Source organism: Gordonia sp. IITR100, from assembly GCF_002009645.1.
In the GTDB taxonomy this organism is placed as follows: domain Bacteria; phylum Actinomycetota; class Actinomycetes; order Mycobacteriales; family Mycobacteriaceae; genus Gordonia; species Gordonia hongkongensis.
Genome location: NZ_MVKV01000001.1, coordinates 375,195 through 390,803, shown reverse-complemented (window position 1 = coordinate 390,803; position 15,609 = coordinate 375,195). Strand labels below are relative to the sequence as shown.

General features: G+C 68.1%; 16 protein-coding genes, 1 tRNA gene and 1 pseudogene. 11 read left to right on the top strand and 7 right to left on the bottom strand.

Annotated features, from left to right (window positions below; all coding sequences use genetic code 11):
- Window positions 1–81 precede the first annotated feature (81 nt).
- From B1818_RS01920 to B1818_RS01890, 7 genes are all read left to right on the top strand, one after another.
- Window positions 82–600 carry a gluconokinase gene (locus tag B1818_RS01920; protein ID WP_078111974.1) on the top strand — a complete coding sequence of 173 codons (519 nt, stop codon included), beginning with the start codon at window positions 82–84 and terminating at the stop codon, window positions 598–600.
- Window positions 600–1,997 carry a GntP family permease gene (locus tag B1818_RS01915; protein ID WP_058251067.1) on the top strand — a complete coding sequence of 466 codons (1,398 nt, stop codon included), beginning with the start codon at window positions 600–602 and terminating at the stop codon, window positions 1,995–1,997. The genes B1818_RS01920 and B1818_RS01915 overlap by 1 nt, the downstream gene beginning before the upstream one ends.
- Window positions 1,998–2,028: 31 nt before the next feature.
- Complete coding sequence (locus tag B1818_RS01910) at window positions 2,029–3,450, top strand: hypothetical protein (RefSeq protein ID WP_058251068.1); 1,422 nt, start codon at window positions 2,029–2,031, stop codon at window positions 3,448–3,450.
- 127 nt (window positions 3,451–3,577) lie between these two features.
- Complete coding sequence (locus B1818_RS01905; RefSeq protein WP_078111792.1) at window positions 3,578–4,840, top strand: lipase family protein; 1,263 nt, start codon at window positions 3,578–3,580, stop codon at window positions 4,838–4,840.
- A 63-nt stretch (window positions 4,841–4,903) separates the two neighbouring features.
- The gene (locus tag B1818_RS01900) at window positions 4,904–5,593 is read left to right on the top strand and encodes a hypothetical protein (protein WP_078111973.1); all 690 of its coding nucleotides are present in this window, start codon (window positions 4,904–4,906) and stop codon (window positions 5,591–5,593) included.
- Window positions 5,594–5,722: 129 nt separating this feature from the next.
- Entirely contained in the window at window positions 5,723–6,154 is a 432-nt protein-coding gene (locus B1818_RS01895; RefSeq protein ID WP_065630665.1) for an organic hydroperoxide resistance protein, read from the top strand.
- 78 nt (window positions 6,155–6,232) lie between these two features.
- Window positions 6,233–6,706: a Dps family protein gene (locus B1818_RS01890; protein ID WP_068969841.1), complete on the top strand. Its 474-nt coding sequence runs from the start codon at window positions 6,233–6,235 to the stop codon at window positions 6,704–6,706.
- Window positions 6,707–6,783: 77 nt separating this feature from the next.
- Here the strand turns inward: B1818_RS01890 and B1818_RS01885 are convergent, their stop codons facing one another.
- A complete protein-coding gene (locus tag B1818_RS01885) occupies window positions 6,784–7,323 on the bottom strand; it encodes a hypothetical protein (protein ID WP_078111791.1) in 540 nt (179 codons plus the stop codon).
- Between the two features lie 265 nt (window positions 7,324–7,588).
- Between B1818_RS01885 and B1818_RS01880 the strand changes: the two genes are divergently transcribed.
- Together B1818_RS01880 and B1818_RS01875 are read left to right on the top strand one after the other, a co-directional pair.
- The gene (locus B1818_RS01880; RefSeq protein WP_078111972.1) at window positions 7,589–8,965 is read left to right on the top strand and encodes a DUF2252 domain-containing protein; all 1,377 of its coding nucleotides are present in this window, start codon (window positions 7,589–7,591) and stop codon (window positions 8,963–8,965) included.
- Window positions 8,966–9,043: 78 nt separating this feature from the next.
- A pseudogene (locus B1818_RS01875) lies at window positions 9,044–10,350 on the top strand (dipeptidase).
- Here the strand turns inward: B1818_RS01875 and B1818_RS01870 are convergent.
- A complete protein-coding gene (locus B1818_RS01870) occupies window positions 10,337–11,404 on the bottom strand; it encodes an acyl-CoA dehydrogenase family protein (protein WP_078111790.1) in 1,068 nt (355 codons plus the stop codon). The pseudogene B1818_RS01875 and the gene B1818_RS01870 overlap by 14 nt on opposite strands.
- Window positions 11,405–11,617: 213 nt before the next feature.
- Between B1818_RS01870 and B1818_RS01865 the strand changes: the two genes are divergently transcribed.
- The gene (locus tag B1818_RS01865; RefSeq protein WP_078111971.1) at window positions 11,618–12,061 is read left to right on the top strand and encodes a helix-turn-helix transcriptional regulator; all 444 of its coding nucleotides are present in this window, start codon (window positions 11,618–11,620) and stop codon (window positions 12,059–12,061) included.
- Between the two features lie 65 nt (window positions 12,062–12,126).
- On the opposite strand, the gene B1818_RS01860 is transcribed toward B1818_RS01865, so the two are convergent.
- On the bottom strand, window positions 12,127–12,741 hold the full coding sequence (locus B1818_RS01860; protein WP_078111789.1) for a lipocalin family protein: 615 nt from the start codon (window positions 12,739–12,741) through the stop codon (window positions 12,127–12,129).
- 142 nt (window positions 12,742–12,883) lie between these two features.
- On the bottom strand, window positions 12,884–13,309 hold the full coding sequence (locus tag B1818_RS01855; RefSeq protein WP_058251076.1) for a hypothetical protein: 426 nt from the start codon (window positions 13,307–13,309) through the stop codon (window positions 12,884–12,886).
- A gap of 200 nt (window positions 13,310–13,509) precedes the next feature.
- Between B1818_RS01855 and B1818_RS01850 the strand changes: the two genes are divergently transcribed.
- Window positions 13,510–13,583, top strand: a tRNA-Pro gene (locus B1818_RS01850).
- A 71-nt stretch (window positions 13,584–13,654) separates the two neighbouring features.
- On the opposite strand, the gene B1818_RS01845 is transcribed toward B1818_RS01850, so the two are convergent.
- Genes B1818_RS01845 through B1818_RS01835 form a run of 3 tightly spaced genes read right to left on the bottom strand, consistent with a single transcriptional unit; the run spans window position 13,655 to window position 15,575 of the window.
- Complete coding sequence (locus tag B1818_RS01845; RefSeq protein WP_078111788.1) at window positions 13,655–13,849, bottom strand: hypothetical protein; 195 nt, start codon at window positions 13,847–13,849, stop codon at window positions 13,655–13,657.
- Window positions 13,846–14,571, bottom strand: coding sequence for a haloacid dehalogenase type II (locus B1818_RS01840; protein WP_078111787.1), 726 nt, complete (start codon window positions 14,569–14,571; stop codon window positions 13,846–13,848). The genes B1818_RS01845 and B1818_RS01840 overlap by 4 nt, the downstream gene beginning before the upstream one ends.
- Complete coding sequence (locus tag B1818_RS01835) at window positions 14,568–15,575, bottom strand: metallophosphoesterase (RefSeq protein ID WP_078111786.1); 1,008 nt, start codon at window positions 15,573–15,575, stop codon at window positions 14,568–14,570. Before B1818_RS01835 ends, B1818_RS01840 begins: the two co-directional genes overlap by 4 nt.
- Window positions 15,576–15,609: the final 34 nt, after the last annotated feature.

The window sequence follows — 15,609 nt, the reverse complement described above, 5'->3', positions numbered from 1 at the left end:
TTAAACTCAGCAAAGGCTTGCAAAAGTATGACTATTGAGGCAGCCTACGTGATCAGCAGCACAGCGTGGTGAGGAGTGAACATGCGATCGCGGATCGTCGTCATGGGGGTGTCGGGGTCCGGGAAGTCGACGGTCGGAGCGGCGTTGGCACAGCGCCTGCGGGTGCCGTTCGCCGACGCCGACGACTTCCACCCCGCCGAGAACATCGCCAAGATGTCGGCGGGAGAACCGCTCGACGACGACGACCGCCGACCCTGGCTCGAGTCGATCGGCGTCTGGCTCGCCGAACACGCCGACGGCGGTGTCATGAGCTGCTCCGCGCTCAAACGGCATTACCGCGACCATCTTCGTGATCACGCACCGACGACGCTGTTCGCGCATCTGGCCGGGTCGGTCGAGGTCATCTCGCGACGGCAGGCATCACGCCCGGGGCATTTCATGCCACCGGCCCTGCTCGCCTCGCAGTTCGAGACCCTCGAGCAGCTGACCCCCGACGAATGCGGCCTGACCGTCGACGTGGACCAGAGCGTGGACGCCATCATCGATGAACTGGTCGAGGCCCTCTCGCGCGGTTCCGATCTCGACGCCGAGGAGAACTGATGTCGCCGACCACCACCACGATCCTCGCCGCGAGCACAGATCTGCCGCAGCCGGTCGCGCCCGGCTGGCAACTCATCGTCGCGGCGCTGGCGGGTATCGCCGTCATCGTCGTGGCGATCACGATCGCCAAGGTCCATCCCTTCCTCGCGTTGGTGGGCGGCGGCGCGACCGTCGGCATCGTCGCGGGTGAGTCGATCCCGACGGTCCTCGAGTCGTTCACCGCCGGGTTCGGCACCACCGCAGCGGGAGTCGGCATCCTGATCGCACTCGGCGCCATGTTCGCCAAGCTGCTGGCCGACTCCGGTGGTGCCGACGAGATCGTGGACACGATCGTCGGTCACGCCTCACCGCGGATGCTGCCGTGGGCGATGGCGCTCGTCGGCGCGATCATCGGTCTGCCGATGTTCTTCGAGATCGGTCTCGTACTCTTGATGCCGGTGATCTACCTCGTGGCCCGACGCTCGGGTCTCGGCCTGATCCCGATCGGCATTCCCGCACTGGCCGGGTTGTCGGCGATGCACGGGTTCGTCCCGCCGCATCCCGGCCCACTTGTGGCGATCGACGCCCTCGGCGCGGATCTCGGCATGACACTCGGACTCGGTGTGCTGGTCGCCATCCCGACCATCATCGTGTCCGGGCCGCTCTTCGGCGTGCTCGCCGGGCGATGGGTGACGGTCGAGGCCCCGACAACCTTCGACGTCGATCCGTCCGACGGCCCGACCACCAAGCGACCGTCCTTCGCGATCACCATGTTCAGCGTTCTGCTGCCCGTCGTGCTGATGCTCGGCAAGGCACTCGCCGAGATCTTCATCGCCGACGAGGACCAGCCCGTGCGCAAGGTCCTCGACATCCTCGGCACGCCCCTCATCGCGCTGCTCATCGCGGTGATCGTCGCGATGTTCACCCTCGGCCGCGGTTCCGGCATGGACCGCGAGACCATCTCGAAGTGCACGGGCGCGGCACTCCCCGCGATCGCGGGCATCCTGCTGATCGTCTCCGCGGGTGGCGGATTCAAGGAGGTCCTCGTCGACACCGGGATCGGCACCCTGCTCGCCGACTGGGCGACCGGCGCGAACGTCTCGGTGCTCCTGCTGGCCTGGACGCTCGCGGCGCTGATCCGCCTGGCGACCGGATCGGCGACCGTTGCCACGATCACCGCGTCGTCGCTGATCCTGGGTCTGGTCGACGGGATGGGTTCGGGAGAACTCTCGCTGGTCGTCCTGGCGATCGGTGCCGGGTCGGTGTTCCTGTCCCACGTCAACGACGCCGGTTTCTGGCTGGTGAAGGAGTACTTCGGCATGACCGTCGGACAGACCTTCAAGACCTGGTCGATGATGGAGACGGTCCTCTCGGTGACCGGATTGATCGTGGTACTCGCACTCGGTCTGGTCATCTGAGCCGGCCCTCTGTGCGGTAGCTTGACCACTCATGACACGGAAGATGCGGGTCCGGGCGGCGGTGGTCACCGGGGTTCTGACGTTGGTGGCGACGCTCGCGTACCCCGCAGCGGCACAACCCGATTCGCCGAGCACCGGACTCGGACCGAGCGACACCTCGCTCATACACGGCGACCTCGCCTCCACGGACTCCACGGCGCATCGAGGCCCCGGCCGCGGGGCTCGACTGGCCGGCTCCTCGATCCCGGGCGGCGCCTGCGCGGCAACGTTCGTCGGACGCGACGGGATGCCCGTCGCGTTGTGCACGCAATTCGTCGGATCGTCGCCACCGGCATTCGCGGCGCCGTCGGTCGTCCTCTTCGATCCCCGGACCGCGCAACCACTGGCGTCGACGCAGCTGACGAAGGGCGGACTGCTCGGCGGCGTGTACGGCTATCTCGACGACCGCGACCGGGTGGTCGTCGCCGACGGGTCCGGGTCGATTCTCCGTGTCGCGCATGCGAAGACGGCCAGCGGCTGGCGGGTGTTCGTCGACGATCGGGTCGACGTCGACCACGCGGTACCGGCGGGTGACGCCATCACCGGCCTGGCGCCCGACTTCGACGGCCGCGTGTGGTTCGCGACGACGCGCGGGGTGGTCGGGACAGTCGACCGGCATGACACCGTGCAGGCCACCCGGCTGCCGGCGGGAGAGGAACTGGGCAACGGCTTGTCGATCCGGCGAACGGGGGCGTCGATCCTGACGACGCACGCGCTGTACGAGATGCGCGCCGAACCGGGGCGCGCACCGCGAGTCGTCTGGCGTCGCGCGTATGACCGGGGACCAGCACGCAAACCCGGACAGCTCACCTGGGGCTCGGGGACGACGCCGACGTACTTCGGTCCCGGTGGCGATGGCTGGGTCGCCATCGTCGACAACGCGGAACCGCCGGATCTCCGCGTGCTGCGCAGCGATGACGGCTCCGAGGTCTGCCGCATGCGGGCCTTTTCGACGTCCGGGCCGGGCACCGAGAACTCGCCGATGGCCTGGGGCGATTCGCTGGTCATCCCGAGCACCTACGGCTACCAGTACCCGCCGATGGCGGTACAGGGTCCGTCGGTCCCGGCCGACGCCCCGTTCGTCGGCGGCGCCACCCGGATCGACGTCGGGGAAGGCGGCTGCCGTCGCGTGTGGGAGAACGGCGACCGGATCGCGACGCTCCCCAAGTTGTCTCGCGCAGACGGTCTGATCCACGCGATCGGGTATGGCCCGATCCGGCCGAACCTCCCACAGCAGATCGGCGAAGTCGCCTACGTGGCAACCGACTTCGCGACCGGCCGGCGGGTGGCGACGGTGCCGGTCGGGACGGCGCCGTTCGACGAACCACTCGAGCTGACCGGGACGATCACGGCCGACGGATCGCTGTGGCAGGCAACTCTCAGCCGCATGCTCAAGGTGACGCCGGGCCGCTAGGCCGTCGATCGGCGACACCCCTGTGGCCCTCTGCGAGGCGTCGCGCGCCCGGAAGCGACACCAGTCACCTACCTCAAGTTACTGTGTGGTAGGTTACACAGCCATGAACTGGAAGTCGGGGAGAACCATGACCCATCGCAAGACATCGAGACGGACGCTCGGGATCGCCGCGCTGGTGGCAGCGTGCGTCGCGTCGCTGGCCCCAACAGCGGTCGGTACTGCAGCGGCGGCGGATTTCTACACCCCGCCGGCCCGGTTCGCGTCCGAGCCGGGATCGGTGATCCGCAGTCAGCCGAGTCCGCTGCTGCTCCAGATCCCCGGCATGGCGGGTCAGTGGCCGGGGACCGCCCGCAAGGTCATGTACACCTCGCGTTACCAGGACGGGAAACCCGCCGCGGTCACCGGAACCGTCATCGAACCCACCGCGCCATGGCGCGGCCCGGGTCCGCGCCCGACCGTCGTCGTCGGCTCCGGGACCATCGGTCAGGGCGACCAGTGTGCGCCATCGAAGCTGATGACCGTGCCCCTCGCGGTGGACATCACGAAGCCGGGCATCTCGGTCAACTACACCGCGCCGGAGATGTATTACATGCTCGTCAACGGCGTGCGGGTGTTCATCACCGATTACATCGGGATGGGCACGCCCGGTGTCCACACCTACGTCAACCGCGCGGAGACCGGTCAGGCGATGCTCGACGGCGCCCGGGCCGCACTCGCGATCTCGGGCGCCCCGAAGGACGCCCCCGTAGGTTTCGCCGGTTACTCGCAGGGCGGTGGCGCAGCCGCGTCGGCCGCCGAACTCGCCGAGACCTACGCACCGGAACTCGACGTGCGCGCGACCTACGCCGGCGCGCCCCCGGCCGACCTCGAGAAGGTCATCCCCGCGATCGACGGCACCACCATCGCGGGGGCGATCGGCTTCGCCGTCAACGGGCTGACCGAGCGGTATCCGAACGTCGCCGACGTGGTGCGACGAGAGACCAACCCCACCGGCAAAGCCGCGCTGAAACAGCTCTCGACCAGCTGCATCGGGGACATCATCCCGGCCTTCGGTTTCCGCCGCGTCGAGACCTGGACCCGAACCGGCGAGACACTGTCGTCCCTCATCGCACGATCCCCGGGACTGCAAGAGGTTGTCCGCCAGCAGCGGATCGGTCGCCTGAAGCCGAACGCGCCCGTCTTCGTCGAAGGCGGACTGCACGACGACGTGATCCCGTACGGCCAGGTCGCGCAACTCGCGGCGGACTGGCGCGCCCAGGGCGCCGACGTCACCTTCGTCACCGACCCCACCCCGCCCATCTTGACGAAGTCGATCGTGAACCATGTCGTCCCCATGCTCGGCACATTCGTCCCCGGGATGGAGTTCGTCCTCGCCGAGTTCCGGAAGTGAGCCGCTCGCGGCCGAACCTCCTCGATGCTGGAGGCCCGCCGGGGTGAGTGGCAGGATCGGGGCATGACGGATCCGAAGGACCCGGCCGGGGGCGCGTCCGGCGATTCTGCCGCGGATGACCCCGATCGCGTCCCGAGCCAGGCCGAGCTGGACGCCGAGGATCTGGCGGCCATCGAGCGGTCCTCGCGCGATCGGGACCAGTCGGCGCTCTATCCGACGCGGCCGGGCGAGCCGGGACCGCCGCCGGAGGCGCTGGCGGTGCACGCACGAATCGTGTGGTGGGGCGCGGCCGTGATCGGTCTCGTGCTGACGATCTACGGCTTCTTCAACCTCGGCACCATCACCGACGATCTGCGCAGCCGACTGCTCGAAGGCGTGGTCTCGGACCCGGCGAACTCCGCACCCGAGAGTGAGGTCGAGACCCTCGCCGGCTTCTTCCCGCCGTTCATGCTGGTGATGATCGTCGTCGTGCTGGCGATCGAGTACGCGTGCCTGGTGACCGCTGCGTCGCAACACAGCCGCCATCTCCGTAACTTCTTCCTGGCCGCCGTCGTCGTGCATCTGCTGTGCATCCCCGTCGGAGTCGACCTGCTGTTCCGATACCCGGACGTGTCGTCCGTCATGGTCGTCCTGAGCTACCTCCAGTTCGGTCTCTTGGTGGTCGCCGCCCTCTGCACCCTCCGGCGACCGGTCAACCAGTGGCTGCCGGAGTCGACCCGGATGAAGCCCACGCGGATGATGCGCGGACGGTGAACCGGACTCCGACGCCGGTGTCGTGACCATCACGTCGCCGTCGCCGGTGTCGTCGGAATGTTCCGCGAGCGGGGTGGGTTGAACCGACCGTTGGCCCGAACCCGCACTGAGCATCCAGGAGGATTTCGAATGGCAATCGAACCGGTGTACACCATCTCGTCGAAGGCGTCCGGGGGCGGACGCGACGGCGAAGTCGTCTCGGCGAGCGGCCAGATCGATCTGGACCTGCGGCCGCCGAAGGAACTGGGTGGCAGCGGTGAGGGGACCAATCCCGAGGAATTGTTCTCGGCGGGTTATGCGGCCTGCTTCCTGAGCGCGCTGCGCGCCACCGCCAAGCAGGCCGACACCCCGGTGCCCGACGGGGCGACCGTAGACGTGGCCGTCGGGATCGGAAAAGACCCGGCGGACAACGGATTCGGTCTCACCGTCGCCATCGAGGTCTCGCTGCCCGGCCTCGACGAGGCCAAGGCCAAGGAACTCGCCGACCTCGCCTACACATTCTGTCCGTACTCGAAGGCGACCAAGGGCAACATCGACTCGTCGGTCACCGTACGCGTCTGATCGCCCGGATAACCGGCAATCACCAGCGCAGTCGGAGTCGTACTGCGCCCAGATATGACAAGAAGGGAGTTCTTGATCATGACCAACCCGATCACCAGCACGCTCACCGACGAGCAGCAGTCCGTCGCCGGAAAGGCGTTGCAGGACACCCTCGTCGACCTCATCGACCTGTCCCTCATCGCGAAGCAGGCGCACTGGAACGTCGTCGGCAAGCAGTTCCGGTCGGTACACCTCGACCTCGATGAACTGGTCACGGTGTCCAGGGAGTTCACCGACGCGGCCGCCGAGCGGGCCACCGCGATCGGCGTGAGCCCGGACGGCCGTGCCGAGACCGTTGCAAAGACCGCCCACACCAAGGGATTCGGTGAGGGCTGGACCAAGGACAGCGACGTCGTCGAGTCGATCGTCGACAATCTCAAGGCAGTGGTCGCGGGTCTCCGCGAGCGAATCGGGGTCACTGAGGAGGCCGATCCGGTCACTCAGGACCTGCTGATCTCGTTCGCGTCGAAACTCGAGCAGCTGCACTGGATGTGGCAGGCGCAGATCGCGTGAGCGAGTACGCCTGACCCTCTCACAGCAACGAACCCCCGTCGACTCGCGACGGGGGTTCGTTGTGTCCGGGGGCCTGATCAGTCGACGGACCGAGTAGATTCGGGGGTGCCGGGATCGGAGGTGCCGGGATCGGGGGTGTCTGGGGCGGGATCGGCGTCATCGTCGGCATAGGAGTCGCTGAAGGACACCCGAGGCGTGGTCGCCGAGTGGTACAGCGCGATGCCGACGTACACCAGGGCGGCCACCGCGAACACCGCGGACACGAGGATCGCCGCGATGTGTGCGACGGTCGCGAACACCCCGTCGAGCGGCCCGGTCGCGAGCGCTCCCGCACCGGCCAGCGCCGCGCCGAGCAGAGCCCACGCGGCACTCCGTATCCACGGGGCCACCACCGAGACGTAGAAGAGCCGTTGGTAGATGGTCAGCGAGAACTCGTCGACCGCGGCCAGCCGGACCTCGTCGCCGCCGGCGAGGTCACGCAGTTCGCGCGCCAGCTGGGTCTGCCGCTGCAGACTCGTCGATTCCCGCTCGCGGTACCGCACGAACCCGACGACGCCGAGCGCCGTCGCCACGAGCCCCAACCCGACCATCACACCCCAGTAATCCACGACGTTCACGCTACAACTAGAACCTGTTGCAGCCGTGAAGCGGGTCACACACCCTGGGCGGCGGTCGGCAGATCCCGGTGGACGCGACCCGGACGCGACCGAGGGAACGTGGCGCAGATTGATCACCGATCCATCGGCGGAACTGCCGACGGGCTGGGAGAATTCTCCCTCGGAGGACTTCGTTTTCGGCGGCGTTCACCCGCGGGTTCCGACCGGGCCCGGACACACGGACCTCTGCCTGTGGCGGGCCCGCATCGACGTGAAGGAGCACTCCGTGTCGACACTCCTGTCCACTCCGCCCACCGCTGTCGAACTCGCCGAGTGCCCGACGCCGACGGAGCGGGCCGACCCGCTGCGCATCCTGGAAGCGCAGGCGCAGACCCGGGTCGCGGATCTGATCCCGGTGCGGCACGCGCGGATGTCGGCGACGCCGTTCACCTTCTATCGTGGTGCGGCCGCGGTGATGTCCGACGACCTGTCGAGAACGCCGGACACCGGGATCATCACCCAGCTGTGCGGCGATGCCCACCTGAGCAATCTGGGCCTCTTCTTCAGCCCGGAGCGTCGAATGGTGTTCGACCTGAACGATTTCGACGAGACGCACATCGGACCGTTCGAGTGGGACGTCAAGCGTCTCGCCGCGAGCTTCGCGATCGCGGGACGTAACAACGGATTCGACGACGCGACCAATCGTAGGGTCGCCAAGACCGTTGCCAAGGCGTACCGGCGGACGGTCGTGCGCAGTGCGTCGAAGACGACTCTGGAGAACTGGTACGCCGGGATCGACGTCGACCATTTCCTGGCGGAGTTCGGACCCAAGCTGGACACGTCGATGAGCGAGCGGACGCAGAAGGCGCTGAAGAAGGCGCGGCACCGCGACAGTGCGCAGGCCCTCGCGAAGCTCTGTGTGATCGGCGCCGACGGCTCCGCGCACATCCGCAGCGACCCGCCGCTGCTGGTACCCCTGCACGAGCGGTTCCCGGCCGAGACCGCCGAGATCGTGGCCGAACGGGTCCGCGAGCGGGTCAGCGCCTACCGCGACACCGTGCCCTTGCACGTGCAGGCGCTCCTCGACCAGTTCGCGATCGTCGACATCGCGTTCAAGGTGGTCGGCGTCGGCAGTGTCGGCACGCGGGCGTGGATCATCCTGCTCACCGGCAAGGTACTGGGTGATCCGTTGTTCTTGCAGGTCAAGGAAGCGCAGCGGTCGGTGCTCGCCGACCATGTGCCGGCATCGGGCTTCGACAACCAAGGGCAGCGGGTGGTCGAGGGGCAGCGCCTGCTCCAGGCGACGAGCGACCTCTTCCTCGGCTGGTCGACCGGGATCGACGAGAACGGTGAGCGACGCGACTTCTATGTGCGGCAGCTCCGCGACGGAAAGGGCTCGGTCGTCGTCGAGGCCCTGAGCGCGGAGGGGATGAAGTTGTACGCACAGCTGTGCGGGCTGGTTCTCGGTCAGGCGCACGCCCGGACCGCGAGCCGGTTCCGGATCGCCGAGTACCTCGGGAGCACGAAGGGTTTCAGTGACGCGATCGCCGAGTTCTCGCTCGCGTACGCGGATCTCAACGACTCCGATCACACCCGGATGATGGAGGCCATCGGTCGAGGCGAGCTCGAGGTGTACGACCTTGCGGCCGAGGGTAAGAGTTGAGTCCGACAGGGAAGGTTGCCGGTGGAACCGACTGCGCGCGAGGATGAGACGTCGTTGCGGGAGCAGGTCGCCGCGCTGATGCCGCAGGCGAGATCGGATCTCGCGGAGATGGTCCGGTTCCGGTCGGTGCACGACCCGCAGCAGTTTCCCGTCGAGGAGTGCGACGGGATGGTCGACTGGCTGCTGGCGGCCTTCGGTGCCGTCGGCGTCGACGACGCTGCCGCGCATGTCACCAGCGACGGCAGCAAGGCGATCACCGGGTCCATTCCCGGCCCGGAGGGTGCTCCGACCGTCCTGCTCTACTTCCACCACGACGTGCAACCGCCGCTCGGCGACGACGAATGGGACTCTCCCGTCTGGGAACTGACCGAGCGGGACGGGCGGTGGTACGGCCGCGGCGCTGCCGACTGCAAGGGCAACATCGCCGTGCACCTCACCGCGCTGCGCGCAGTCGCCGGCCAGGCCGGGGTGACGGTGAAGATCATCGGCGAGGGGTCCGAGGAGCAGGGGACGGGAGGCCTCGAGGACTTCGCGGTCCGCAATCCGGAATTGCTTGCCGCCGACGCGATCCTGATCGCGGACTCCGGCAACTTCGCGGTCGGGAAACCGAGTCTGACGACGACGCTGCGCGGCATCGCGAACGTCGTCGTGTCCGTGGAGACGCTGGGGTCGGCGATGCACTCCGGAATGTTCGGCGGGGCCGCCCCGGATGCACTCGCGGCGCTCATCTCGATGCTCGCGACCCTGCGCGACGAGCACGGCAACACCACCGTCGCCGGACTCGACGCCGACGCCCGGTGGCCGGGTGTGTCCTACCCGCCCGACCGATTCCGCAACGATGCAACGGTTCTCGACGGGGTCGACCTGGTCGGATCGGGATCGGTGTCCGACATGGTGTGGCGCGCCCGGCCGCGACGGTGCTCGGCATCGACTGCCCGCCGGTGGTCGGATCGTCGGCGGCGGTGCAGCCGCGGGCGCGGGCGCGCATCAACCTCCGCGTGCCACCGGGGATGGACCCGATGGTTGCGCAGGACGCGCTCGTCGAGCATCTCCGCAAGGTCGCGCCTTGGAACTCACGGGTCTCCTTCGAGCGTGAGGCGGTGGGCGCGCCCTTCGTCGGATCCACCAGCGGCCCGGCGTACGACACGCTCACCGGCGCCCTGTCGACCGCCTACGACAGCGAAGTGCTGATCCAGGGGCAGGGTGGATCGATCCCGTTGTGCAATGTTCTCCAGTCGCTGTTCCCCGACGCCGAGGTCATGCTGTTCGGCGTCGAGGAGCCGCGGTGCCTGATCCACGCACCCAACGAGAGCGTCGACCCGTCCGAGATCGAGCGGATCGCCCTGGCCGAGGCGCTCTTCCTGCGCGACTTCAGGTACCGCTGAAGCGGTGTAGCAGAGCTGTTTTGAGTTCCGGGCGGCTCGCGGCCACCAGGACGAACGCGGCTTCGCGGAACAGCCGTTCGGAATCACTTCCGCGCTCGACGGCGCGGCCGCCGTCCGCGGACACCAGCGCGGCCGCGGCATCGAGCGCCAGCGCCGCGGCGTCGGCCCGGGCCACCAGCAGTGCGGTGGCATCTGCCATCCCGGCGTCGAGCGCGGTTCGGACGACGTCGGCGCGCTCGCGCAGCGCCCGCCCCTCCCGGTGATGGCCGCCGACATCGAGCAGTGCCGCACAGCGCCGCACCAGGCCGAACGGGAGGGTGCCGTTCAGTCGGACGCCGACGTTCTGGGTCGCGAAGAATTCCGCGAGGCCCACGCGCGTGACCTCGCGATCGAACGGGACCATCAGACCGTCGACCCGTAGGGACACCGTGGTCGTCGCGGCGGCGGCGGACAGATCCACGGGTGTTACCCGGACCGCTGCGGACGACCTGCCGCCGACCAGGTCGGGCATGCGCAGGATCGCGGAGATGACGTCATCGGTCTCGGCGTCGCGCGCCGAGATCTGAAGCAGGTCGACGACACCCCAGCCGCTGACGAACGGCGCGTGCCCGTTCAGGAGCCAGCCGTCGTCGGTGTGCGTCGCGACCATCCGTGGTGGCGTGGGGACGACTCCGGCGTAGGCGACGCCCGCGCGTAGACGTCCGCTCACGGTCGCGTCGAGGAGTTCGCCACGTAGCTCGTCGTTGGTGCTCCGGGCGAGGGACAGGACGACGCCGTGGTGCTGGATCCAGGTGAAAGCGGTGGCGAGGCAACCACTGGTGAGCACCTCGAGGACCTCGGTGACCTCACCGAATTCGAGTCCCGGCCCGCCGGCCTCGACCGGCGCCGCGATGCCGTACAGGCCGGCGTCGGCCAGCGCTCGCCAGTGGGATTCGGGGACCGCTCCGGTGCGGTCCACCTCGCCGGCCGCCGGGAACAGGACCTCGTCGGCAACCCTGAGCGCTGCTGTTCGCAACTCGGCTCGTCGCTCGGCTCCGGCGTCCTGGGTGGTCACGACTCTCACAGTACGACGAGTGTCCGGGCCGGCAGGGAAGTTGGACGACTGACCGACTCCGCCGTCGCGGCCGCTCACGGAAGTTCGCGTCGCGCAGCACAATCGCGGGACCGGAATGCTTGAAAGTGGGACCAAAGGCCCAAGACCGCAGGTGTGACCGTCGATAAACTCGTGTATCGGGTGGGAGCATTCTCTCGCGTGGAAGGAACCCAGGTGACCGCAGTCCTCAATGGTCGTGACGTTCAGTCGATACGTGTTGTGCCGGAATCGGTTTCGAGTGTAGTACGGTCGGACGTCCGGACGAGTGAGCGGTACCTGCGTGCCGCGGTCGCCGACCTCATCGAGCAGAATTTCCGTGATCCCGACTTCAGTGTGGAGGTCGTCGCCCGGCACCTGCACGTGAGCCGCCGGCACCTGTACCGGGTGCTCGCCGGTGGCACCACGTCGCTCGCCGAGATGATCGCCGATCGACGTCTGGAGTGGGCGGAGGCGCTGCTCATGGGTCCGGGCAACCTGAAACTCGAGGCCATCGCCCACGCGTCGGGATTCGCCTCGACGGCGACGATGCGCAACCGCTTCCGGTCGAAGTTCGGGTGCACCCCCGACGAGTTCCGCCGGATGGCGCCGGCGTCGGGACCGGACGCCGAGGCCGGCTGAAACAACTCCGGCGCAGACCTTTTCAAGTCTGCGCCGGAGTCGTCGTCACCGTCTGGCGTTGACCGTCACACCGTGCAGAGCGGTGAATAGTCGCTGCGACCACCGGTGGTCGGCGAGACGAGGAACGTGCACGGGTTGTACCCGACCTTCTCGATCTCCTTGGCCAGGCGACGCAACTCCGAGTTGGGGACCACCTTGTCGCGCGACAGCAGGAATCCCGATCCGCGCGAGGGGTCCCCGACGATCGCGTACCGGTACGGCCCGGCGGGATCCGGCCCGTCTTCGAGGTAGGCGACGATGTAGTTCGGTGCGCCGCCCGGGTTGATGCTGCCCGGTGTCTGTGGGAACCGGACGCTCAGTTGGGCATTGGTCTGCGGGTCGACGACCGTCGCACGTCCGACGACGCCACCACGCATGCCGGTGGGCCCGGTGCAGCGGTTGTCGACGCCGATCGTCTTGGCGTCGATATAGGTGTAGGTCGCGCTGGTGTCCCGGGCGCAGGTGACCCCGAAGAAGGACGGCACGGTGGCGAGCTGCCACCACTCGCCGAGGTAGCGATCCACCTCGACCTTCGCCACGGGGGCCAGCGGCGCGGCTTGCGCCGGACCCGTCCCGGCGGCGAAGCCGACGCTGAGGAGGACGCCGGCGACAAGGGCTGCGAGGGACCGGGTGATGCGCATGGTGTTCCTTTCGGGCGGTTCGTCGTCGCGCCGCCCAGGTGGAGCAGCGTCACGAGACGATTCGGACCGGATGCGCGTCGTGGATTGGTTCCCCCGCAGCCCTCGTCTCAGCGAACTGTCGTCACTGCGTCAGAGCGGTCGGTCACAGGTTGTATTCGTTGTTGGGGTTCCAGGTGGAGACAGCCCAGATCACGATCAGGTCCAGCACGATGATCAGGATGGCCCACGCCGGGTAGTAGGGAAGCCACAGGAACTGGGCGATGATCGACAGCGAGGCGATGATGATCGCAGAGATCCGCGCCCAGTCGGCGCCCACCGCGAGACCGCCGGCGACGAGGACCCCGACGATGCCGAGGATCAGGTGGATCCAGCCCCAGGTGGTGAGGTCGAACTCGAAGATGTAGTTCTGGCCGGCGACGAACAGGTCGTCGTTCGCGATCGCCGAGATGCCCTGGAAGATCGAGACCAAGCCGGCCACGAAGAGCAGCGCGGCGGCCACGATCGCGATACCGAAGGCGAAACCCTGCTTGGCCGACGAGTTGGCCTGCTGATCGGGGGAAGCGCTCATTGTTTGGCGTGTCCTTTCAGTGGTTGTGCGCCGACTCCTTGGTCCCGACCGACGGCGCGGCGGCACTGGTACGGATGGACCACAGCAAGGATGGGGTGTGCGACTCTCCTCCGCACGGGTTTCAGCCAGACCGGACGCATCTTTGACCAGGCGATTTAGTAGTCGGCCGGGGCGGGGTATAAGCTATCGCAGGCTACACACGGGGTGTGGCGCAGCTTGGTAGCGCGCTTCGTTCGGGACGAAGAGGTCGTGGGTTCGAATCCCGCCACCCCGACGCAAGGTTGAGATTGCAGAAGAAACCCTGACATGGAGAAATCCGGTCGGGGTCTCCTCGTCTCTGTGGGGTCACTCCGGTTCCTCGTCCGACGACGACCGGCCACCGATGTGGGCCAGGATGATCGGATCGTCGGTGACGACGCGGTCCACCTCCTCGCCACCGTCGCAGCGCAGCAGACCCAGGGTGATTCCATCCGGTCCGTGATGGACCACCCGCCACGACGCCCCCGAATCTTCCCAGCGCAGCAGGTCGTCGAGGGTCATCGGGACGGGCCGGTCACCGACGGGCTCAGCTGCCGCGCGAGGTCGAGGAGATCCGTCGCGTGGAAGTCGTTGTCCGGCGAGCCGGAATCATCCTTCTCGTCCCCGCCCCACTCGTCCGGCCGCTCGACGAAGGCCGTCCGCAGGCCGAAGGAGCGCGCGGCGTCGAGATCGCTCTGGTGGGTGGCCACCATCATCACCTCGGCGGGCTCCACCTCGAGCAGATCCGCCAGCCCGCAGTAGGTCTCGCGCGCAGGTTTGTAGTGCCGCCAGAGGTCGGACCCGCCGATCACGTCCCAGGGGAACGCGTTGTGCCGGGCCATGTCGGTGAGCAGCGCGACGGTGCCGTTGCTCAGTGCGCAGATGATGTGATCGCGTTTGAGGAGTTGCAGACCCTCGACCGCGTCCGGCCAGGCGGGAATCGTCCGCCAGGCTCGGACGAGGGTGCGGGCCTGATCGTCGTCGAGTGTCAGCGCAAACAGCGAGGCGACGTCGTGCAGCGTCTCGGTCTGCAGGTCGTCGAGGCGACGCCACGGCAGTTCGCCGGATTCGACGCGAGCCAGGATCGGCGAGTACCGGCGTCGCCACTCCTTGGCGAACGCCGCTGCGTCGACCTCCGGGGCGATCGCGCCGACGGCACCGGAGATCCCGGTGAACCAGTCGGTGACCGTCCCGAAGGTGTCGAACGCCAGGACCTTCACACGGGGATGAAGGTCAACGCTCACATGGTCTCCCGGGCCAGCTGCGGAAGCGACTGGTCGGCGTCGTAGTCGGCGTCACCGTGCGACACCGGCGTGAGGGTGAGCAGGCTGGCCTCGGGGCGGCAGCAGAAGCGTGCCGGGGCATACGGGGACGTGCCCAGACCCGCGCTCACGTGGAGCTTCATCGACGACCCCCAGCTCGACGGACCCTTGACCCGGGAGCGATCCAACTGGCAGTTCGTCACCAACGCGCCGAAGAACGGCAGGCAGAGCTGGCCGCCGTGCGTGTGTCCGGCCATCACGAGGTCGTAGCCGTCCGCGGCGAACCGGTCGAGGACCCGCGGTTCGGGAGAGTGGGTGAGCCCGAGCCGCAGGTGGGCCAGCGGGTTCGGGCGGCCCGCGATCGTCTCGTAGCGGTCTCGTTCGATGTGGGGATCGTCGACGCCGGCCGCGACGACCCGCACGCCGCTGACCTCCAGCTCGCGGACCGTGTGCGTCGCGTCGAGCCATCCACGCTCGGTGAATGCGGCACGCAGATCTTGCCACGGCAGGGGATCGCCCTGGGTGCGCTGATGGTCCTTCTTGAAGTACTTGAACGGATTCTTCGGTTTGGGACCGAAGTAGTCGTTGGACCCGAAGACGAACAGGCCGGGCCGCGACAACAAGCCGCCGAGCGACTGGATGACCGACGGCACGGCCTGCGGGTGCGCGAGGTTGTCCCCGGTGTTGACGACGAGGTCGGGTTCGAGCGCCTCGAGCTCGGCGATCCACGCCTGCTTGAGGCGTTGGTTGGGCATCATGTGCAGGTCGCTGATGTGCAGGACACGTAACGGCGAGGCGCCCGGTTCGAGAACGGACAGCGTCGTGTGTCGCAACGCAAAAGCGTTGCGCTCGATCACCGTCGAGTAGAGCAGTCCGGCGGCGGCGAGCCCCGCCACGCCGGCCAGAGCGCGCGCGGGTACCCCGGAACCGGACGGACCGAGGCGAGAGATGCCGAGGCGTGCGATGTCGAGTTCGGAGTGCTGCATCACCCCAGAATACGCATCCCCCACGACGATCCCG

Coding starts and splice junctions, on each gene's coding strand:
- B1818_RS01920 (WP_078111974.1), top strand. CDS start 82: ATGCGATCGCGGATCGTCGTCATGGGGGTGTCGGGGTCCGGGAAGTCG.
- B1818_RS01915 (WP_058251067.1), top strand. CDS start 600: ATGTCGCCGACCACCACCACGATCCTCGCCGCGAGCACAGATCTGCCG.
- B1818_RS01910 (WP_058251068.1), top strand. CDS start 2,029: ATGACACGGAAGATGCGGGTCCGGGCGGCGGTGGTCACCGGGGTTCTG.
- B1818_RS01905 (WP_078111792.1), top strand. CDS start 3,578: ATGACCCATCGCAAGACATCGAGACGGACGCTCGGGATCGCCGCGCTG.
- B1818_RS01900 (WP_078111973.1), top strand. CDS start 4,904: ATGACGGATCCGAAGGACCCGGCCGGGGGCGCGTCCGGCGATTCTGCC.
- B1818_RS01895 (WP_065630665.1), top strand. CDS start 5,723: ATGGCAATCGAACCGGTGTACACCATCTCGTCGAAGGCGTCCGGGGGC.
- B1818_RS01890 (WP_068969841.1), top strand. CDS start 6,233: ATGACCAACCCGATCACCAGCACGCTCACCGACGAGCAGCAGTCCGTC.
- B1818_RS01860 (WP_078111789.1), bottom strand. CDS start 12,741: ATGCGCATCACCCGGTCCCTCGCAGCCCTTGTCGCCGGCGTCCTCCTC.
- B1818_RS01855 (WP_058251076.1), bottom strand. CDS start 13,309: ATGAGCGCTTCCCCCGATCAGCAGGCCAACTCGTCGGCCAAGCAGGGT.
- B1818_RS01845 (WP_078111788.1), bottom strand. CDS start 13,849: ATGACCCTCGACGACCTGCTGCGCTGGGAAGATTCGGGGGCGTCGTGG.
- B1818_RS01835 (WP_078111786.1), bottom strand. CDS start 15,575: ATGCAGCACTCCGAACTCGACATCGCACGCCTCGGCATCTCTCGCCTC.